This is a genomic window from Nitrospira sp. (assembly GCA_029194675.1).
In the GTDB taxonomy this organism is placed as follows: domain Bacteria; phylum Nitrospirota; class Nitrospiria; order Nitrospirales; family Nitrospiraceae; genus Nitrospira_D.
The window spans coordinates 697,498-718,272 of sequence record JARFXP010000003.1 but is presented as its reverse complement, the minus strand read 5'-3'; the positions used below and the strand labels follow the sequence as shown (position 1 = coordinate 718,272).

At 56.1% G+C, this 20,775-nt stretch carries 21 protein-coding genes; 8 read left to right on the top strand and 13 right to left on the bottom strand.

Annotation, left to right across the window (positions count from 1 at the left end; genetic code table 11):
• Window positions 1-246 precede the first annotated feature (246 nt).
• The 10 genes from P0120_18290 to P0120_18245 form a co-directional block, all read right to left on the bottom strand.
• Window positions 247-1,302 carry a methyltransferase gene (locus P0120_18290; GenBank protein MDF0676264.1) on the bottom strand — a complete coding sequence of 352 codons (1,056 nt, stop codon included), beginning with the start codon at window positions 1,300-1,302 and terminating at the stop codon, window positions 247-249.
• A complete protein-coding gene (locus P0120_18285; GenBank protein MDF0676263.1) occupies window positions 1,299-1,736 on the bottom strand; it encodes a hypothetical protein in 438 nt (145 codons plus the stop codon). The genes P0120_18290 and P0120_18285 overlap by 4 nt, the downstream gene beginning before the upstream one ends.
• Window positions 1,733-2,557, bottom strand: a complete 825-nt coding sequence (locus P0120_18280; protein ID MDF0676262.1) for a tetratricopeptide repeat protein — start codon at window positions 2,555-2,557, stop codon at window positions 1,733-1,735. The genes P0120_18285 and P0120_18280 overlap by 4 nt, the downstream gene beginning before the upstream one ends.
• The gene (locus P0120_18275; GenBank protein MDF0676261.1) at window positions 2,554-3,156 is read right to left on the bottom strand and encodes a hypothetical protein; all 603 of its coding nucleotides are present in this window, start codon (window positions 3,154-3,156) and stop codon (window positions 2,554-2,556) included. The genes P0120_18280 and P0120_18275 overlap by 4 nt, the downstream gene beginning before the upstream one ends.
• A gap of 44 nt (window positions 3,157-3,200) precedes the next feature.
• The gene (locus tag P0120_18270; protein MDF0676260.1) at window positions 3,201-3,443 is read right to left on the bottom strand and encodes a hypothetical protein; all 243 of its coding nucleotides are present in this window, start codon (window positions 3,441-3,443) and stop codon (window positions 3,201-3,203) included.
• 148 nt (window positions 3,444-3,591) lie between these two features.
• Window positions 3,592-4,122, bottom strand: a complete 531-nt coding sequence (locus tag P0120_18265) for a TlpA disulfide reductase family protein (GenBank protein ID MDF0676259.1) — start codon at window positions 4,120-4,122, stop codon at window positions 3,592-3,594.
• Window positions 4,123-4,281: 159 nt separating this feature from the next.
• The gene (locus P0120_18260) at window positions 4,282-4,635 is read right to left on the bottom strand and encodes a PilZ domain-containing protein (GenBank protein ID MDF0676258.1); all 354 of its coding nucleotides are present in this window, start codon (window positions 4,633-4,635) and stop codon (window positions 4,282-4,284) included.
• A 20-nt stretch (window positions 4,636-4,655) separates the two neighbouring features.
• Window positions 4,656-6,086, bottom strand: a complete 1,431-nt coding sequence (gene purF / locus P0120_18255) for an amidophosphoribosyltransferase (protein MDF0676257.1) — start codon at window positions 6,084-6,086, stop codon at window positions 4,656-4,658.
• 21 nt (window positions 6,087-6,107) lie between these two features.
• The gene (gene purL, locus P0120_18250) at window positions 6,108-8,357 is read right to left on the bottom strand and encodes a phosphoribosylformylglycinamidine synthase subunit PurL (GenBank protein ID MDF0676256.1); all 2,250 of its coding nucleotides are present in this window, start codon (window positions 8,355-8,357) and stop codon (window positions 6,108-6,110) included.
• A 172-nt stretch (window positions 8,358-8,529) separates the two neighbouring features.
• Window positions 8,530-8,868: a hypothetical protein gene (locus P0120_18245; GenBank protein ID MDF0676255.1), complete on the bottom strand. Its 339-nt coding sequence runs from the start codon at window positions 8,866-8,868 to the stop codon at window positions 8,530-8,532.
• 339 nt (window positions 8,869-9,207) lie between these two features.
• Between P0120_18245 and P0120_18240 the strand changes: the two genes are divergently transcribed.
• Complete coding sequence (locus tag P0120_18240) at window positions 9,208-9,456, top strand: hypothetical protein (GenBank protein MDF0676254.1); 249 nt, start codon at window positions 9,208-9,210, stop codon at window positions 9,454-9,456.
• 24 nt (window positions 9,457-9,480) lie between these two features.
• A complete protein-coding gene (locus tag P0120_18235; protein MDF0676253.1) occupies window positions 9,481-10,320 on the top strand; it encodes a transposase in 840 nt (279 codons plus the stop codon).
• 587 nt (window positions 10,321-10,907) lie between these two features.
• Here P0120_18235 and P0120_18230 read toward each other — a convergent pair.
• A complete protein-coding gene (locus P0120_18230) occupies window positions 10,908-12,593 on the bottom strand; it encodes a hypothetical protein (protein MDF0676252.1) in 1,686 nt (561 codons plus the stop codon).
• Window positions 12,594-12,657: 64 nt separating this feature from the next.
• Between P0120_18230 and P0120_18225 the strand changes: the two genes are divergently transcribed.
• The 6 genes from P0120_18225 to P0120_18200 all read left to right on the top strand — a co-directional run bounded on the left by P0120_18225 (window position 12,658) and on the right by P0120_18200 (window position 19,031).
• Window positions 12,658-14,937, top strand: coding sequence for a hypothetical protein (locus P0120_18225; protein MDF0676251.1), 2,280 nt, complete (start codon window positions 12,658-12,660; stop codon window positions 14,935-14,937).
• A gap of 335 nt (window positions 14,938-15,272) precedes the next feature.
• On the top strand, window positions 15,273-15,665 hold the full coding sequence (locus P0120_18220) for a hypothetical protein (protein ID MDF0676250.1): 393 nt from the start codon (window positions 15,273-15,275) through the stop codon (window positions 15,663-15,665).
• A gap of 37 nt (window positions 15,666-15,702) precedes the next feature.
• Entirely contained in the window at window positions 15,703-16,266 is a 564-nt protein-coding gene (locus P0120_18215) for a hypothetical protein (GenBank protein MDF0676249.1), read from the top strand.
• A 24-nt stretch (window positions 16,267-16,290) separates the two neighbouring features.
• Window positions 16,291-16,740, top strand: a complete 450-nt coding sequence (locus tag P0120_18210) for a hypothetical protein (GenBank protein ID MDF0676248.1) — start codon at window positions 16,291-16,293, stop codon at window positions 16,738-16,740.
• Window positions 16,737-17,327 (top strand): hypothetical protein, encoded by a 591-nt coding sequence (locus P0120_18205; protein ID MDF0676247.1) that lies wholly within the window; start codon window positions 16,737-16,739, stop codon window positions 17,325-17,327. Before P0120_18210 ends, P0120_18205 begins: the two co-directional genes overlap by 4 nt.
• A 132-nt stretch (window positions 17,328-17,459) precedes the next feature.
• Complete coding sequence (locus tag P0120_18200) at window positions 17,460-19,031, top strand: HDOD domain-containing protein (GenBank protein MDF0676246.1); 1,572 nt, start codon at window positions 17,460-17,462, stop codon at window positions 19,029-19,031.
• 170 nt (window positions 19,032-19,201) lie between these two features.
• Here P0120_18200 and P0120_18195 read toward each other — a convergent pair whose 3' ends face one another.
• Both P0120_18195 and P0120_18190 read right to left on the bottom strand, forming a co-directional pair.
• Complete coding sequence (locus P0120_18195; protein MDF0676245.1) at window positions 19,202-20,059, bottom strand: HDOD domain-containing protein; 858 nt, start codon at window positions 20,057-20,059, stop codon at window positions 19,202-19,204.
• 14 nt (window positions 20,060-20,073) lie between these two features.
• Window positions 20,074-20,355 (bottom strand): hypothetical protein, encoded by a 282-nt coding sequence (locus P0120_18190; protein MDF0676244.1) that lies wholly within the window; start codon window positions 20,353-20,355, stop codon window positions 20,074-20,076.
• Window positions 20,356-20,775: the final 420 nt, after the last annotated feature.

Below are 20,775 nucleotides of genomic sequence, written 5' to 3'. Positions count from 1 at the left end.
CAGGATTTTTCCTAGTGGACAATGGCACATCCACAAAACCAGGCATGGCTTGGAGAATCGGCTTTTTCATCCTCATGCCTCTGGCACTCGCGGTATTGATTTGGCTTCAGCTCCGATGGGCTGCTATGGTTTGTGTGATCTATGCCACGGTCGGATTGGCACTGGACGTAGCAACAATCATTCAAGTACTGACAAAAGATTCAGAGGTGGGAGTTTCCTTTATACCTAACATAATCAGTGGGCTCTTCAACTTCTTCTTGATTGTATTCGGCGGACGGTCGTTTTTGGGCATGGGCCCGGGGCCGACGCCTCTAGAATCCCGTCCTCCCAATCCTCCGTCCCCTTCTTGATGGGAAGCGATTTGACCGCAACGAATCCAGCATCTTTCAACCACGTGGCTGTCTCCGAGGCTGAATAGGTATTTCCGCCTTCCGTAAACAATAACATCGACACAGCAAATAAACTTGCTTCTACTGGATACAAACCTTCGCGATCGTGGAGAAATGCGTCTTGGATGATAAATCGACCACCGGGCGTTAATGAGACCAAGGCCCGACGAAAGATGGCCTGGTTCTCTTCGGGCGAATAAATATGCAGTACATTCGAATACCAGATCACATCGTACGTACCAGGAATAGGTTCTTTGGAGAAATCGAGCGGAAGATAAGAGAGTCGCCGCCTCGCTTTGTGAGTGCCGGCAATTTCTTTGGCGACCTCAAGCGCGGCCGCTCGATCACAGACAGTGGCGTGAAGCGTTGGGTTCCTGGCGAGAAACGCCATCGCGTAGGTGCCTGGCCCTCCACCGAGATCCAGCAGTGTTTTAGAGCGTGCTAAAGGAACCTGGGCGGCAATCGCCGGGGCAATCTCCAAGGTCCTGTGGTGCATGGCCCACGTGAATTGTCGACGGTAGTCCGGACTGTCTGGAGTATCATGATCTATCGGCAAGCCACTCCGCACAGATTCCAACAATCGTACCCAGTCCTCCCAATGGCGTTCGATTAAATTCAAATAACCGCCGCGATATGCGCGATGGTCGGCATTCAGCGCTGTGGCTCCCAGTCGGCTATTCCGATAGCTAGCTCCTTTTTTCCGCAATACACCGACGGCCGCGAGATTACGACAAAGGATGCTCAAACCCCTTTCGCTGACCTTGAGGTCCTTGGCGAGATCCGGCATCGTCCACGATCGGTCACCGACAGTCGTAAAAAGATCCAGCTCCAGCGCGGCCAACAACACTCGTGGCAATTGATAGGCTGAGACAGCGTCCCGAAATTCGTCGAATGTCGTGATTCGTTGAGTCACGATGCGTTTCCGATTTGGCGGCAGCACCACCGTAGGAGGTCTTCCACCTTAGCGCGATTCTGCAGATCGACAGGCCGTGCAAACGTGACCGCCACGAACTCATCGGTCATCTCGGTGTCTTCAACAAACCCGGATTGAAGGAGAAGCGCCCGATATTTGGCGACAGCGGGCTGAAGGAAATACTTGGCCTGCTTGGCTACTTCATCGGTTCCTAAATCCTCCGGCGTCCCCTCCGACATGAGCGCCATGACATCTTCCATTGCGACTCCGTACTGGCACAGGACCTTGCCCTCCGGTTTGACCTCCAAGAGCCAACCATCTTCCCCAAGATCCATGACGAGCGGTCCATCAGCCTCCAACTCATAGAATTGTGGGAATGATCGCACCAGGTCAGCGCGAAGTTGTGTCCAACCTGAAAAGGCCGGTTCCATCATGCTTGCATCCCTCGTCTGGCCTTCGACTGATACGGATCGGCGAGGCGGGCGCGAAGCGTTTTTAGGCGCTGCGTGTTTTCTTCCAGTTTCGGCAGGCGATACTTGCGATCCATGTGCACCACCTGCTCAAGCAGATCTGCTGCCTCCTGCAAACGCCCCATTTCCTCATAACAGTGAGCCAGCACGTATCGGGCTCCACCGGCACGAAGCTCATCTCGTAATCGCTCGGCGACCGATTGGCTGGTTTGACAACAGGCAATAGCTTCATCATAGCGCTTTTGTATCAAGAACGTGCGGCCTATCATGCGCCAGGCGTCCGCAACCCCGCCCAGATTGCCCAACCGACGCATCAACTCCAACGACCGTTCGTAAAACTGAATCGCCTCCTCAAAGTCACCAGTTTCACGAGCTACCAGACCAAGGTCCGAGAACAGGACGGCCTGGGCCGGCTCATCATGCGTCTTGGTCATAAGGTCGAGAGCCTCGAGATAATATGCCTGTGCCCGATCCCATTCGCCAGCATCAGCCCTAAGATTTCCCAAATTTGCCAGCGTCGTTCCAATTCCCTTTTCATCACCAAGAAGCTTTTGCAGTTCCAACACCTCCTGATAATGCGCCTGGGCAGAATTCCGCCGTCCGCTGACAGCGCAAATGTTACCCAGGTTACCAAGTGTGGAGACCAGGGCACGTTGATCACCGGTGAGCCGATCATATTCTAACGCCTTGGCGTAACAGGTATAGGCTTCCGTGTAGAACCCTCGCGAGAAATGCTCGTTGCCTTGTCGATTCAATTCTTCGGATAGGCTGTTACGCAATATCATGACGTCACTGACAAGAGCTGTTCCACCTGCTGTTTCCCACCGACAAGGATGGAGCTGCCGTCTCCGACAAGAAGACTATCGAAGTTGTATTTCAGAAGACGGCGAAGTCCCTCCTTGGCTTTCGCGAGGTCTGCATACTTTTCACCAGGGAGCATGCGCACGGCCCCAGGCGGTTTGCCGATCAACGCATCCCCTAGGATCAGCACACCTTGCCCCCGTTCAATGAACAATGCCGATTCTCCCGGAGACTTCTGCCCCCTTAGATGAATAGCCCAAATCCCACCGGGTAATAGCTCACCATCTTTGTAAGTCTTCGTCGGTTTTACATCCATCTGGGCGGCATCGGCTTCCGGCACTCGCAGCTGACACTTGAGCTCTGCCTGATAGGCCGCAGCCTCTCGGATGTGATCTCGGTTCGTGATGATGATGTAGTCCATCGGTTCATGTCGGCGGACGACCGCTCTCGCCTCGGCCGTCATAGGGGGTGGGTCTACCAGGATTTTATGTTCCCCGATCACGAGAAGTAACCCGTTGAAATCGAGCTGCTTCTCGTCGGAAAACCACGACCATTGCCAGATATCGGGCAAGATTTGTTTCATGGCAAGAAACGACGGCTTGTTATTGGGAATTCATGACATCGAAATCACAGAGCTGCGATGGCGTCCTTGATCGTTTTGGTGACTTTCGTCCGGATGCTCGCTTCGTGAGGCAAGTCGATTATGTCGTCTTCTGGCACAGTGATAAATTTACGATTCGGCCCTTTCGTCAGCGAGATCAAGAACATACTGTTGGAGGGAGTGACAGGAATCACGACTTGGACAGACCCGTCGATTCCCTGTACCACTTCGAGAAACTTTTGTTTCCCCTCCTCCATCTCATCCATCATTTCCTCTTTCTTTACACTCTTTCTTATGCGTGGGCAGGGTCGGCTGTTTCTCTCATTGCACGCATTGATCGACCACCGCCTACTTTCTAAATTCGATGGTGTTTCGCCGGACGGTCAGCGAGCACAGAGAAACAGCCGACCCTGCCCCCTACATCTTATTTTCGCCCGCCAACAACTTCTCAACCTCTGCAACAATCACGTCGGCTCCCGCCAAGTCCATATTGCCGACTCGTTGCCAGCGGATGACTCCCTTCTGGTCGATCACATACACATTTGGGATAAACTTTCCCCCACCGTACAGTTTATCCGTCACCTTCGCTGGATCTAAAAGGTAGGGATACGTGATCTTGACCGGGAAGCCGGATAAGAATTCTCCTACCTCCCGTTTCGCATTGCCCGATGAATTGACACCCAACACCGCCACGTTCCTGCCTTGCGTAGACTCATGGACCTTCTGCAAGGCGGTTCCCTGTATCATGCAAGGCTCACAGATGTGAAAGAGTCCCAGCACCACAACTTTACCTTTATAGGACTGGAGCGATACGGTTTCACCGGTGATAGCAGTAAGGGCGAAGGATGGGGCATTCTCTCCCACTTGGAATAATCCCGCCGCGGAAACCGGTGGCGTGCACAGTACTGGGATGACCAACAGGCCGAACGCCAGTATATGTTGTCTCATCACGACCTCCCTTTCAACGAACACCCCTGATCTCGCCCACGCTCGACCATGATCCTCGTCGTCATAGTAGAACCGTTCCCGTCGCTCATACAATCAGCTATTGGATGTAGCATCCTACCATGGCAATTTTTGGAGCAGCAACTGCGGGCAGGGGGAAAACTAATCTTCGGCGGGGCCTTCACGCTGGTTCAACATATCCTCGAGTTGTTCCTTGGTTCTGCCTCCAAATCGAACGAACTCGAGCCCAAATCGATCACCATTCTTCCAACGGACGATAGCGAGGTCGATGATAATCGGAGGACGAGCCTCCGGAGCTTGCACACGGAGACTCAGACCTGCTCCGATAGGGAACTGGGCATGACTCCGGATTTCACATCCGGCAATCGTGAGATTGGTCACCGTTCCATCGCCTGATCCTTCATCTCCCGAGAAGAAAGCGGGATAGTCGACCGGCACTCGATGCCTACCTCGTGGCTGCAGCGCTTTCTTGTCGTCTTTTTCTGGAGGCGTCATGCCTTCCGCACAGAAATCACTCAGTGCGCTGATTCGAACAAGCCTAGCTGAAGCTCTTCCGCGCGGGTAAATGGGATGGGATAACGCTCGGTAAAACAGGCCGTACAGTATTGACCGGGCGTTCCTGGAGCGGATTTCAACATGCCGTCAAGGCTGAGATACGCCAAACTGTCGGCGGTGATGTACTTGCGGATTTCTTCCGTTGAGTGATCGGAGGCGATAAGCTCTTTTTTCGTCGGTGTGTCGATTCCGTAAAAACAGGGCGAGATGATCGGCGGTGAGCTGATCCGCATGTGGACTTCTTTCGCCCCTGCCTTTCGGATCATCTTGACGATCTTGCGGCTCGTCGTGCCACGAACCAACGAATCGTCGACGACGACCACCCGTTTCCCATCCAACAATTCGGGCACTGCATTCAGCTTCACCTTGACACCAAAGTGGCGAATCGATTGTTCCGGCTCAATGAAGGTCCGCCCAACATAGTGGTTGCGGATCAACCCCGTTTCAAACCGGATTCCCGCCCCTTCGGAATAGCCAAGCGCGGCCGGCACACCGGAGTCAGGAACGGGAATCACGACATCTGCCGGTACCCACGACTCCTGAGCCAACTGCCTCCCCAGCCCCTTGCGCGTAGCATAGACAGCGTTTGCCCCAAAGATTCGACTGTCAGGCCTGGCAAAATAGACATACTCGAACACACACATGGCCGGATCCTTCTTCGGAAACGGATAGTGGCTGTCGAGCCCTTGATCGCTGATGACGATCAGCTCGCCCGGCTCCACCTCTCGAACGTACTCGGCATCGAGCAAGTCAAATGCACAGGTCTCGGACGCCACAATCCAGCTGCTTCGTAGGCGCCCGATACACAGAGGCCTGAGGCCGTAGGGATCACGAGCGGCGATAAGACCGTTGTCAGTCATCAACACAACCGAGAATGCGCCTCGCACCTGACTCAAAGCATCGATGACCCGTGCGAGAAAGGAGTTTGCTCGCGAGTGCGCGATGAGGTGGATAATGACCTCGCTGTCAGAGGTGGACTGGAAGATCGCCCCGTAGGCTTCAAGTTCGTGTCGGAGCATCTGAGCATTGATGAGATTGCCGTTGTGAGCCAAGGCCAAATTCCCGAGCGCGAAATTCACGGTCAACGGCTGAACATTCTTCAAATCGTGGCCACCTGTCGTGGAGTAACGATTGTGACCGATGGCCATATGGCCGGGCAGTTTCTCCAGCACCGATTTGTGAAAAATGTCGGCGACCAAGCCCATGCCTTTCTGCATGAAGACTTGATCGCCATCTCCTGCCACAATCCCGGACGCCTCTTGCCCGCGGTGCTGCAGCGCGTACAGTCCAAGGTACGTCAGATTAGCGGCTTCTTCGTGGCCGTAGACGCCGAAGACGGCACATTCGTCGTGAAATTTATCGGGCGAGACGATCGGCAGTTCTTTATTCATGATACTTGGCAGTCCGCAAAACTAGACTTGATTCAGCACTCGCTCCAAAGAAAGACCCCATCGGTCGTGCAGTATCGCCACCGATTGAGCGATCATACGTTCCATCGATCCCTCATTTCCCACATCCACGATCAGCCGTCCACCGGTGACGGTCCCCATTATTTCAATCGGGACGCCAAAACGCCTCGCATGATCGAGAATGGACTGACGATGGGCAGGCTTTGCAGATACCACCACTCTCGACTGACTTTCGCCGAAAAGAACGGCGTCTTTTCGAAGCCGGCCTCTAGTCAATCTTACCACAGCACCCAGGGGCCGTTCCGGTCCCGAGATACAGCTCTCCGCCAATGCAACGGCGACACCACCTTCCGAGCAATCGTGCGCGGACTGCAGCAGCTCATCACGAATCAGTGATAGCACACAATCATGGAGGGCCTTTTCCGTATTCAGATTCAAATAAGGCGGCGATCCCTGTTCGCGAGCATGAACGACCTTGAGATACTCCGATCCACCCAAATCCTCGCGAGAGGAACCCAACAGAATAATATCGTCGCCTTCCTGCTTGAACCACTGGGTCATCGACCGCTCAGCGTCATCGATCAGCCCGACCATGCCCAGCATGGGGGTCGGGTAAATGGAGAGTCCATTGGTTTCGTTGTAAAAGCTGACATTTCCGCTCACGATGGGGATTTGGAAATGCTCGCAGGCATCTTTCATCCCTTCGATCGCCATGACGAACTGCCACATGATATCGGGCCGCTCCGGGTTGCCGAAATTGAGACAATCCGTCAGACCGATCGGCACAGCACCGGAACAGACGAGATTTCGCGCCGCCTCGACCACGGCCAGCCGAGCTCCTTCATAGGGATTCAACAGGCAATAGCGACTGTTGCAATCGACCGTCATCGCCACAGCCTTCTTCGTCCCCTTGATGCGCACCACCGCCGCATCAGACCCTGGTCGTACCGTGGTGTTCGTCCGCACCATATGATCGTACTGCTCGTACACCCACCGCTTGCTGGCGATCGTCGGCGCCTCTAACAAGGCCAGCAATGCTCCATTCGCATCCTTCACATCTGGGATGGCATCATAGTTCAGATTCGTCAGCATATCTTGATAGGCTGGCGGCTGGTAGGGCCGTTCATATCGAGGCCCGTCGTCAGCCAATGCCTTCGCCGGAATCTCTGCGACAATCTTTCCCTGATCCAGGACACGCAAGATACCGTCGGCCGTCACTTTCCCGACCACCGCGACGTCCAGATCCCACTTCCGACAAATCTCGATGCATTCGCCTTCCTTGCCGGATTTTGCCACCATCAACATACGCTCTTGAGATTCGGATAGCATGACCTCGTAGGGCGTCATACCGGACTCGCGCCGTGGCACCACTGTGAGGTCCAACTCGATCCCGTTGCCGGCGCGGGAAGCCATTTCGCAGGAGGAACTCGTCAGCCCTGCAGCGCCCATGTCTTGAATCCCGACGAGTAGATCGCGTTCCATCAGTTCAAGACAGGCTTCCAGCAGCAATTTTTCCGCAAAGGGATCACCAACTTGGACAGTTGGCCGCTTCTGCTCCGATTGATCGTCGAACGAATCGGACGCCATCGTCGCCCCATGAATACCATCGCGCCCCGTCTTTGAGCCGAAATAGATCACGGGATTCCCGACGCCGGCAGCCGTGCCACGAAATATCTTGTCCTGATGGGCAAGACCGAGACAAAACACATTGACCAACGGATTGAGGGCATAAATGTCATTGAAGACGATCTCACCTCCCACGGTCGGGACTCCCATACAGTTGCCGTAACCAGCAATGCCGGAGACGACCCCTTTCATGAGATGGCGATTCTTGGGGGAGTGCAATTCTCCAAATCGCAGCGAGTCGAGCAGCGCGATCGGCCTCGCTCCCATGGTAAAGATGTCACGCAAAATTCCACCGACCCCCGTGGCAGCACCCTGATAGGGCTCGATAAACGACGGATGGTTGTGTGACTCCATTTTGAAGACCACGCACAGCCCGTCGCCGATATCGACTACCCCCGCATTTTCGCCCGGCCCTTGCACGACACGAGGCCCGCTCGTCGGCAGTTTCTTCAAGTGCACACGCGAACTCTTGTAGGAGCAGTGCTCGGACCACATCACAGAGAACATGCCGAGCTCCGTCAGGTTGGGTTCACGCCCCAAGATGTCGACGATTTTTTGGTATTCATCGCCCTTCAGATTGTGCTGAGTGATGAGATCCTTGGTGATGGGCGGCATACCGGCCTTCATTACGACCTCGCGGTCACAGCGATAAAGACTTCCACGGGATATTCCGATCTATAGACTGTTCAACTCCAGAAGACACATACCGCAGTCGCAAGCGTTGCACAGCATGACCGGCGAGGCACGAGGTCTCGCGCCTCGCCGCTGAGTTGACTTGAGATAGTAAAACCCAGTTTTTCTACTGTACTTCCACCTTAACGGATGATTCAGCGGCTAAGGTTTCGTGATCCTTATCCGCCGCCACGAGCTTAATCTCACGGGTTCCGGGTGGCATTCCCGTGACCGTCCCTTTCCATCCCTTCTGATATTCCCCGTCCACGAAACAATGGACATGCGTCGCCTTGCTACCCTTTGTCAGTTCATACTTGACTTCAACATCACCGCCCTTCAAGACAGCCCCCTCTGCCGGACTGATTATCTTTACCTGACTGCCGTCATCTGCCGCGGCCCAAACATTGACACCAGCACCCAAGATCAACAGACCAACTGCCGCTAACACTGCTCCTCCACGTCTCATCGCGACCCTCCTCATTTATATGAATGAAAAGAAATGTAAGACTGATGTGCACCAACTGACACGACACTTTACCGCGACCACTTCCTATCTTCAATCCTCTACACTCAGACCAGAGATCTCAGCATAACCCACCGACGATTTTAGCATCGACTGGCCCAGGTGAAACAACGAGGCGTCCCCTTCATAACGGCTTTGCTGTACGCAGGACACTGTATCGCAGACCGATCTGCACCGCGCATAACCTTTCGTCCCGCTCACTAGAAGCCTGTCCGACATTGGCCCCCACTTGTGTGCGGCCGTGGATTCGTGCATCTACGTAGTGAGGAGTGAGGCGGCTGCATGATGACGACTCGGACCTTTCGCCCCTACGAACCCGACGACCTGTGGCTGTTGCCGCCGTCGCCGCGCGACTGGTTGCCGGAGGACCACCTGGCGGACTTCGTGACGGATCTGGTGGAGGCCCTGAACCGCGATCCCATCCTGGCGAGTTATGGCGGGGTGACGCGCGGCACGGCCCCCTATCATCCGCAGTTGCTGGTGAAGGTGCTGCTCTATGCTTACGCTGTTGGAGTTCCGGCGTCGCGGTAGATTGCGCGGGAACTGGAGGAGGATGTGGCCTTTCGGGTGCTGGCGGCGAACCAGCGGCCGGATTTCCGGACGCTCAGCGACTTTCGGAAACAGCATCTGACGGCGCTGGCCGACTTGTTCGTCCAGGTGTTGAAGCTCTGCCCGCGGGCAGGCTTGGTCAAGCTGGGCCACATCGCCTTGGATGGCACCAAGGTCAAAGCGAATGCCTTGAAGCACAAGGCGATGAGCTACGGCCGCATGGTCACGGAGGAGGCCCGGGTGCAAGCCGAGGTTGAGACGCTGCTCCAGCAGGCCGAGGCCGCCGGTACCCGGGATGATGCCACCTATGGCCCGGACCGGCGAGGCGATGAACGGCCTGCCGAACTCGCCCGGCGTGAACAGCGGCTCCAGACGATTCGGGCCGCCAAGGCGGTGCTGGAGCAGGAGGCGCAGGACACGAGGGCCACAGATCGGCCACTGCAGCTGCCCCGCTCAGGGCCGCACCCGAAGACCCAGCGTAACTTCACCGATCCGGAGAGCCGGATCATGCCGGCGTCGGACGCCAAAGGGAGTGTCGTCCAAGGGTACAACTGTCAGGCTGCCGTGGATACCACCGCTCAGATTATTGTCGCGGCCGACGTCACCGATGAGTCGAATGACAAGCAGCAAGCCCAGCCGATGCTGACGCAGGTGCTGGTGAATACCGAGCAGATCCCCCGGACCGTGAGTATGGACGCGGGCTCTTGCAGCGAGGCGAATGTGACGGCCAGCACCGCACTGGGCTGCTGGCCACTGATCCCACCGGACCGCCAGGACTGTCCCTGCCGGCGTCCCTCCCGCTTTCGGCACCAAACCATTGGCGGGAATCGTCACGCGAGCCGGTGAATGGGGCACCGAGACAGTATCACCCTCCGCCACGGATACCGTTGTCGTCGCACCGGTCGGCACAAGCTTCACACCGAGGTTGGTCGCTTGTCTCGATATCACGCGAGCCACAGGAAAGGCCTCGGCGAATCCGTTCGCTTCTACGTGAACAATGGTACGATCTCCTGGAGGCGCCGGTACGCTAAATCTCCCATCGACAGCGGTTGTGGTTGTCCCTACTTTCGTCTTCACGGTTGCTCCGCTTACCGGCGAACCGTGCGCCAGTGACACGACTTGCCCCTTCACCGTTCCCGTTGGCGATGACGCTGGAACCGGTATTACTCCGACAAGGCGATCACCCCCACAGCCGCTGACGAGCCCTAACATGAGAAAGAATCCGCAAATCCTGTTCAACGAGACCATCAGCGCACCTCCTTGTACGCAACGAGGGTCGACGTAAAATCCGAATAGTTGATTCAAACTCGCTCCCTAACACGAAGCATTCCTATCCAGAAAGATAGAGACCTTACGAATTCACGATTACCGAGTACATTGTTACACCCAGTTGCGGAATTCCCGTTCTTAACTCGCTGGTTTCAAGGCAGCTTTCAAGAGAGGGCAGACCGCTCGGGCTGACAGAAAAACGAGACAAACTGATCATGCACCGCCTTCGTATGTCTGGCATGGTCTGCCGCGAAGCGCTTGCGGGCTTCTATACGATCCTTCTCCATATATCCCATCCGCACGGCACATTTCTCAAGCTCAACACCGTCGTGTGGCAGAGCGTGGGTTTGTAGATCATGGACCATCTGCAACTTGTGTTCGACATCGCGTAGGAACAGATAGGCGGCCGTCAAGGCATCACGGTCTTCGATCGAAAGCAGTTTCTTCTGAGCCAGCCGGTTCAGCGAACCGAGCGTGCTCCGATCCAGTAGTGCCGGCACCTTCCGCCCTACCAAGATTTGAATGGTCTGTACGAAAAACTCGATCTCTCGGATTCCGCCGGTCCCCAGCTTCACATTGCGTTGCGCATGGCCGCGGTCCGTCATTTTGGCGTCAATCATATCCTTGACCGCACGAACATCCTGTACGATCGCCGATGCCTGATCCCGATCCATCTTTTCTCCCAACACGAACTGCTTGACCAGCTTGAGAAACACCTGTCCGACTTCGTAGGAACCTGCCACAGGCCAAGCCTTCAGTAGTGCCAATCGTTCCCAAACCTGTCCACGTGCGGCATAATACTTCCGATACGCTTCCAGCGAGCGCGCCAATTGACCGACGGATCCCTCCGCCCGTAATCTCAAATCGACTCGAAAAACGTGGCCTTCTTTGGTGGGTTCGATCAAGACCCTGGTCAATTCGCGGGCAAGAATCTCAAAATATTCTTCGTTGGAAATGCCGACGCCGGCCGGTATGGCGGCACGCACCCCTCTCGGCGCTCTGGTTTCTCCATGATGCGACTCATAGAGGTAGATCAGATCGACGTCGGAACTGTAATTCAGTTCGTGTCCCCCGAGCTTGCCCATTCCGATCACGGCAAACTTCGTCTCGACCCATCGTCCCTGCCGGGTTCGATGCATGGGAATGCCATACTGCCGCTTGAGATCGGAATCGACAATCTCATAGGCGGCATGAATGAGCAGGCAGGCCAAGTCGGACAAGGAGCCGGTCGTCTCCGGTACTGTGGCGAGACGAAGGAGATCCCGCACGCCGATGCGCAACATTTCCCGTCGGCGCAAACGTCGCAGCGCGTCCAACTTCAGTTCCTTGGAAGTCAGGTGCCCGATGCTCTCGCGAAGCGCGCCCTCCATCCCTTTTCGCGTCGGAGGTCGTGACAAGACTTCCTCCTCAGCCAACCAATACACCAACGTGGGGTCTCGGATCAGCGTAAAGGCCAAGGCGTCGCTGCTGCCGAAGATCACACAGAGGAGATCGAGCATGCGGGGCCAACTGCGTAGATAGTCGAGAAATGAAGTGCGGGATACGTTCGCCAACATGCGCTCCCAGTGGTTCAGCGCCTGATCGGGGTCGGCCGTCCGGGAAATGGATTCCATCAATATCGGGAGAATATCGGCCAGCCGCCGGCGCTGGATCGGGTCACCCGCCATCGCATCGAGGTTGCGGTCGGCCTGATCAAGATCACGTAGACCATAGGCCGACAAAATGGCCCGCACTTCCTCGACATTCCGCTTGGGAGCAAGCAAGACGGGGCTGGGATCCGGTTTAGACGCAAGTTTCTGAACCGGGGACTGAGCCCGTGGGAATAGCGGCGGTACAGAGGAACGACTCATGGCGCGGCATTATACTGACCCGTTCCTCTACGCACAATGAAACCATTCGGGTATACTGAAAGCTATGCCGATCGGCTCTCCTGATCGCACATCGCTTCTCAACTCGGTTCGTCTGCTCTGCCCTGATATTCCATCCGATATCCTTCAAGATTTTTTCGCCCGCATGGACCAGGAGTACTTCCGGCGGTTCGAGCCTCCGACGATTGCCCGGCATGTCCGATTGACCGCTCAACTGACGCCGGAACATCCCTGCAACGTCGCCTTTGCCGAACAGCCGGACAAGCGGTTTGAGATCACGATCGTGGCCTACGACCACTTCTCCGAATTCGCCACGATTTGCGGCCTGCTCTCGGCATTCGGCCTCAACATTGAGGAAGGACACATCTATACGTTCTCCGAAAAGACCGCCCCGCAGTCCGCCCGTGCCGGTTGGACAGGATACGGACCGCGTGTCCGCGCAAAGGGCAGCCCGGGTCTGAACAGAAAAAAAATCGTGGATATCTTCCGCGTCTTTCCGGTACCAGGCGCAGAGCTGGACATGGCTCAACAGGAGCAATTGTCAGACGCGCTCCATTCGGTGATCACCCTGCTCGACACAGGGCAATTCGAAGAGGCACGGTTTGCGGTGAATCGGCGTCTGGTCGAACAACTCGGTAGGCGACGCGGGTCCTTCAGCGGTCTGCTCAATCCGGTACAGATCATGTTCGACAACAGCCACTCGCCCACTGACACCGTCATGGACATCCGATCAGACGATACTCCGGCCTTTTTGTACGCCTTTGCCAACGCCCTCGCGATGCGTGATGTCTATATCTCCAAAGCACAGTTCGACGTTGAGGACGGGAAGATTCATGATCGCTTCTATGTCCGCAACCGCCACGGCCAAAAGCTCACCGATGCGACCGATCAGGAACAGTTGCGTCTGACGGCCGTCCTCATCAAGCAGTTCACCCATGCCCTCACCTGGGCTCCCGACCCGACCAAGGCCTTGGAAGCCTTTGATCAGTTCCTCGATCTGACGGTGCAACAGGCAAAGGGCAAGGTCCAGCAAGAAGCCTTGGCCTTTCTCAGCGATAAGAAGACCTTTCCGCTGCTCGCCCGTCTGCTCGGCGCCAGTGATTTTCTCTGGGAAGACTTTCTGCGTCGCCAATACAGCAACCTCCTACCGCTGCTGCAAGACTACCGGGATGCGCCCCTCATGACGCCGCGAGCGACGCTTCGCAAAGAACTTGATCGCCTGGTGAATCGGGCCAAAACCGACGAGGCCCGAAAGGTGGCGCTGAACAGCTTTAAGGATCGCGAGCTGTTCCGCATCGACATGAAACATATCGTCGAACCGGACACTGCCTTGCCGGATTTCTCCGCCGCCCTGACTCAACTGGCTGAAGTCATCGTCGATCGAAGCTTGAAGGACTGCCAAGCCAAACTGAACAAGCTGTATGGCCCACCTCGCTTGGCGAATAAAAAACCCTGTCCCTTTACCGTCCTTGGCCTTGGCAAATTCGGTGGCAAGGAACTGGGCTATGCCTCTGATATTGAGGTGATGTTCGTCTATAGCGACGCAGGCCGGACCGGCGGCAAGCAACCGATCGAGAACAGCGAATACTTTGAGCGACTCGGCGCGGAACTCTTACAGTGGATCGAGGCCAAGCAAGAGGGAATCTTTCATCTGGACGTACGCCTCCGACCCCACGGCGGGAAGGGCTCACTGACGAATCCCTTTGATGAAATCACCAGCTATTACAGTGGTCAGGGCCTCGCCGCCCCGTTCGAGCGCCAGTCGTTGATCAAATTGCGGTATGTGGCGGGCGATGCGGCTCTGGGTAAGCGAGTCGAGGCCCATCGTGATAGTTATGTCTACAATGGTCAACCTTGGGATCTTCCTGTCGCCCTCGACTTGCGCCGGCAACAGTTGAAGCAACTCGTGGAGCGAGACACGATCAACCTAAAACATAGCCCCGGCGGGATTGTCGATATCGAATATGCGATCCAGTACCTTCAGATCATGCACGGCCATCGGCTTCCTGTCCTGCGCACCCCAAATACCATGCAGGCGCTGGCTGCCCTCCTCGATTGTACTATTGTCACCAGGCAAGACGGTGAGACACTCCGCAAAGCCTATTTCTTCATCCGGATGTTGATCGACGGGCTCCGCATGGTCCGTGGCAATGCCAAAGACCGCGTCCTCCCCCCAGTCGATTCCGACGAATTCATCTTCCTCTCCCGCCGGGTGGGCTACACCACCGACGACTGGCAAGCAGGAGCAAGACATCTGGAAACGGATGTCCAGGCGCATATGGGAAAGGTGAAGGAGTTTTTTTCGAGGACGTTTGGGAAGGTGTGACGGTGGGTAAGGATGAAGAAACATCGTTGCTCCGGTATTCCGAGATTGCCCATCGAGACTTTCGCGATCAAGCCTATGATTCCACTCAAGACATTGATTTTACGAATGTTTCTAATGTAGCGCTTTGACGGCGAGGGCTAACTGCGGACTCTGAGGTGAGTTTGGTTTTCCCGGCAAGCTGCTGCGAGAAGCTCGCTATGGCAAGAGGGAAATGACGGGCCACCGACTATTACGTGCTTTTCTGATCTCGCCCGTTGACAGACAGTCTTAGGGACAGTAGCCTATCCTCATAGACGAGTCCGCGTCACACAGAGCCGACAGAAAGGGAAATTTCAATGAAATCTACATGGAGCATCCTGAGCCTTTGTCTCTTCATGGTCGCTGCGGGCTGCGGCGGGAAACCCGTCTCGAAAGAAGAAGACCGCCTCACCGTCGGCAAGGTGCAGGGCGAAATCAAAGTCGGGATGCCTGCTTCCAAGGTTGCCGAACTCCTTGGGACTCCCAACATCGTGACCACGGACGAGAACCGACGAGAGGTCTGGATCTATGATAGGGTCTCGACCGATCGTGTAGACTCGACCAGGTCGTCCTATGCGACGATCATCATTCTGGGCAACGCCGCAAATGACAGTGTGCGCACGCAGCGCCAACGGACGCTCACCATCATCATTAAGTACGACGAAGAGAAAAAGGTCAGGGACTTTGCCTACAACGCCACTCAGTTCTGATCGGCCGGTGGGATGCATCCCCGCCACAGTTGCTGTGATGGGCAGGTGGTGGCTTTCAATCCTGACACTCACGCTTCTCAGCGGCTGTGTTTCCAGTACTAAGCCGTCCGATTTCTTTGCGCTGACGCCGGAGATTCTGACGCATCGCGCGATGCAGACCCGGTTTTTCGAAACGGCGAATGAGCACGAACTGCTCTCCGCTTCGGCCGCTCTGCTTCAGGATTTGGGATTTCAAATTGATGAAAGTCAACGGGAAGTCGGCTTCCTGCGCGCGGTGAAGGAACGAAGTGCCCGTGAGTACGGTCAAGAGATCGGGAGGACGGTATGGTTCTTCCTCTCCTTCGGGAAAGTCCGGCAACCGGTAGACCTACATCACAAGATCGTCGCGGCCCTCGTGTCCCGCCCGCTCAACCCCGACGCAACTCATCACGAAGTTCGCATTGCATTCTACCGGGTCGTCTGGAAGGGAGATGGCCAAGTCGATTACGATTACATTCCGCCCGGTGCGCAATATATGGAGATGGTCAACGATCCGGTGGTGTATCAACAATTTTTCGCGAAGCTTTCCAAATCCGTGTTTCTGGAGGCTCATCGAATCTGAAGCCACCCCATGGAAAGGCTCACGATGCACAGCAAAATGATCTGCGTCGGCATCCTGCTTGCCGGAGTGGTCTCCTTGCAGGGGTGCGCCGCGCCGGAAACCCAGCAAGATTTGTTCCTCTTGACTGATGCGCAGATGGAGATCCGCAGCCGCCAGACGAGGACCTTCGATGTGACGGACCGCAACGCCACCATCCGAGCCGTCATCGCGACCCTACAAGATCTGGGGTTCATCATTGAACGGGCCTATGAAGACCTGGGACTTGTCACCGCCGCGCGATTCGCCGAACCGAACTATTATGACGTCGTCACGATCACCGTGACGGTGCAGGAACAGACGGCGGGGAAAATGAGTATTCGCGCCAACGTCATCTATAACAACCAACCCATTGAAGACCCAAAGGTGTATCAGAACTTTTTCGTCGTGTTGCAACGGGCGCTGTTTCTCCCTGGGGAGTCGACCCCATCGTCATGACCACCGATACATCACCGGGATCGCTATCTCTGCTCCGATGGCTGCTTCTGATAGTGCTCGCCGGGGTGGTGTGGTCCCCGGCCTGTTCGCCCTATGAAATGCGGCATGACAAGCAATCGGACGCGCGGTCGCAGATCTGGTTGTCCGAGGACAGTCAGGTGAAGGTCCGGGCCGCGCAATCACGCGTGTTCGACACCAATGATCGGCGAAAGATGCTCGAGGCGATCGTCATGACCTTGCAGGACTTCAACTGCAAGATCGAAGTGCTCGATGAAGAACTGGGAATCGTGTCGGCAAAGAAATACGCTGCATTTGAGCGACCGACCTTCCCCGACCCATCCTACTTCCTCTATCAGCCGGACACGCTCCTGTTCCTCACCAGAAACTATCGAGATTGGGGCCCCTTCTACCACCGCAGCGACCTTGTGCGACTGACCGTCACTGTCCGCAACCGCAACGACTCGCAGCTCATCGTGCGGGCCAGCGCTCAGTCCTATCTTCGCGCCGTTGAAGATCCCTTGCCCTACCAGCGGTTCTTCCGCACGCTGGAGCAAGCGGTCTTCCTGGAAAGCCACTCGGTCGAATAGCTTGCGAGGACCCACCAGGAACCCTGGATCATTTGATGCACGATCGTGCGAACTTTCTTTCACAGTTTCATGCCCTTAAGCTCGGTAGGGTTTTGACCGATAGAGCTTCTGACGCTCAACCAGGCTCCCCCTATGACTTCGTCAAATGCGGCCACGGAATCGTCCATCATCGCCTCAATCCGCCCTCGCCTCCATCAGCAACTCAGACCTCTCTTCGACGAATCCAGCCGCTGTCTTCCAATTTTGGAGTCAACTTGTCAGCAAATCCTCAATCACATGGGACCTCAGTCCAACGCCGTGAATCTTGCCCAGGTGATCAGCCGAGACCATGGGTTGACGTGCAAAGTTCTGCAAGTTGCGAACAGCATCGCCTACAGCCCACAGCAGACGATCATATCGGTCCCCCATGCTGTCAGTTGGCTCGGGCTCGACACCGTTCGGTCCCTCGTCGCTGCGGCACATCTTGTTGAACAGCTGCAACATTGGCCGGTTCGTCAACACGAGTTCCGAACCTTGATCGCCAAGTCCCTCATCTCTGCGACCCATGCCGGTGAACTGGGAATGGCCATTGGATACCCACAGCCAGGGCAGTTGTTTACAGGCGCCCTCCTGTACTCGATCGGAGACTTGGCCATCGCCTACCAGGACCCGGACCTCTTTCTTGCTCTCCAGGCTATTTCCAAGAAACACAGGCACCTATCGGAATGCACACTTGAAGAGACGCGCCTCATTGGTGTACCACGAATGATCTTGGCCCAAGCGTTGGCCCACATGTGGAACCTACCGGCCGACGTGATCGAGCTCTTCCGTCATCCAGAAGAACTGCCGATGGAACATTGGCACAGTGGGCTCCAAACCTACCGAGGTATCGTCGTCGGCTCCATTCGGCTGGTCGAGGTGCTCACCGGTCCAGCCTTGCAACCCACTTTGGAGGACGCCAAGAAGACTCTCCGGCTCGTAAGCGGCCTCTCTTCCGGCTCCTTCGCTGATTTGATGATTCGGGCCATGGATCGGGGGCGCCAACTCATCCGCTCAATGGGGTTGGCAATCGACTCCTTCCAGGAGGCCATGTCACCACTAAACGAGCAGGATGCCACCGAAGCGATCCCTCGTCCGCCCGCCGTCAAACCGACGGTTGGCAAAGAACAGGCAATGCTCACGTCGCGAGAGAAACCGGTTGCTCCCGTTCGGACCAAGCCGCTTGAAACACTCCAGGCCCTTCAGGCCTCGCTCCAAGCTGCAAGAGACCTCAACGGCCTACTCGGGGCATTTGTGCAATCCCTACATCGGGACGCCGGATTTGACCGTATAGGCCTGGCGCTTCTGAACCAAAACGATAGTGATCTGCTTGTTGGAAGACTGGTGCTTGGGGTGGCACCTCCGGCACTCTACCTCCGGTCCCTTTCAGGTTCACTTAGCCGGGAGCATCAGTTTTTCCTCAGGGTTCTCAAGCGAGTCGATCCACTCCTTGTTTCCAACTTTTTAGACGAGATGGCCGGGACTCTCAAACAGGATTTTATCGAGGTCTGGAGACCGACGTCGGCGATCGTGGCGCCGTTGCGGGTTGGAGCAAAACCGATTGGGCTCATCTACTGTGATCGAGTAACCACCAGCCAACCGGTGCTATCTCAAGACTACCAGGTCTTCCAGCTGTTTTTCGCCCAGACAACGCTGAGTCTGAATCGATTGGCCGGCGTATTGTAGCTTGGCGCTTGCGACAACGCGGCGTTCCCACGGTAATAGGTCGCTTGCCTGAGTTCCATCAAGAGACAATCCCCTTGAATCGGAAGACCCTTACAGTAGCCAAATCGGGTGACGAACTCCTATTCACCGGAATTCGAGCCTTTTTCTGATCATGGACAATGTCTGTAGAGTTACGCGGCCATGGCGCGAGGATGGATAAGCGCTAAAGTATCTTGCAGCTTGGCCCGGGCGTCCGTGAGCAGTGCCGGGAGGTTGGCCGCTGCAAACCTTGTGGCGGTGATGGCATAGGGGCTGATCGGCATGACAGCAGGGCGCCGATTCGGCTCGAGCTCTTCGTAATCGGCGACGACGCCGGCCAGATGAACGATGGACGCATGGATGATGAATTCACCGGCATCGTTTGGGCTCAGTTGACAGCGAATGGCCTGTTCGATTCGCACAGGCATCCCCCAGGCCCGAATGAGTTCGGCCCCCACTTCCGCGAAGTCGCACCCAATATTGGACTGCTCCACCTCGGCCAGAGAGGTTCCGAGGTAGCCCGCTTCAATGAGAGCAGACTGAGCCCGCTGCGGGACGGTCTGGTAGAGGACGAGATGGCCGATGTCGCGCAGCAGACCTTCGATGAAGAAACGCTCACTGTCTTCGATGCCGCAGGATTCAGCAATCCTTCCGGCGAGCAAGGCACAAAGCACACTCTTGCGCCAGAACATCGGGACTTCCATGAGTTGAATCGGCATTCCGGAGAAGGTCTGCCCAACCGTCGTTGCAGTAACCAGGTCGTTGATGGCTTGCATACCGACGATGTTGACGGCGCGGGAAATGGTGTCAATCTGCTTGGGAAATCCATAGAGGGGGCTGTTGACAATGCGGAGGAGCCTGGCTGAGATGGCCGGATCCAGCTTAAGAACCTCGGCAAGGTCGTCCATGGTCGAATTAGGGTCGTCCACCACACCTCGCACGCGGAAGTAGATCTCCGGCAGGGTGAACACGGTGGTGCAGGACTGAACCAGTTCGCTCGCCAAAGGCATGGTGAGAATCCCTTTCACTTGTGGATCGATGGAGACCGGCTTCCGCCTTCTCTATCGGCCATGAATGGGTAGAACTGTAATAGAAGCGGTTCCCATGAGCCGAATACGGAATGCATTCGGCTCAATTGACCGAGGCACAGATCTAGACCGAGAAACAGATCGATTTCACCCTGAAGAAAACCAGACTGTTCGACCGGATGAAAAATCAGCTCAATGACCGGCCAGCTGCTGCACTTCGCCGCATCCTGGAGAAATGGCCGAACGGCTTCGCAGGTGGCATGAATGCCAAGCAACATACGTCAATTGCCGGCGCGTCAAGAGCCACCACCCGCGATCCTCAAGACTTAACGGACAAAGGACTGTTCACACCATCCGGTGGCTGCAGAAGCACTCACTACATGATCAAGCTCTAGCGCACGTTATTCACGACAGTCCGTCGCCCTCCAACAAAGCTCCGGGTCCTGAGTTCAGTTGAGGGACCAAATCGCGCTGCCGCCCGGCAAGACATGCGTGCGGAGCCGCGAGGAAGGGAGGCTTACTTGAAACAGTATATCGGCAGACCGAACGGCAAGCCCACCTGCCTGGACGCTGTTGGATCGCGTCCAGGCTTGTCCTAGTGGCGAATCCGCGATCACAGCACAAGAGCTCGTGAAGAATGTGGGCCAGCAGAGCCTGGGGCGCCGCGAGAGATGCTCTGTGCAGTGGGCTTGTTATCG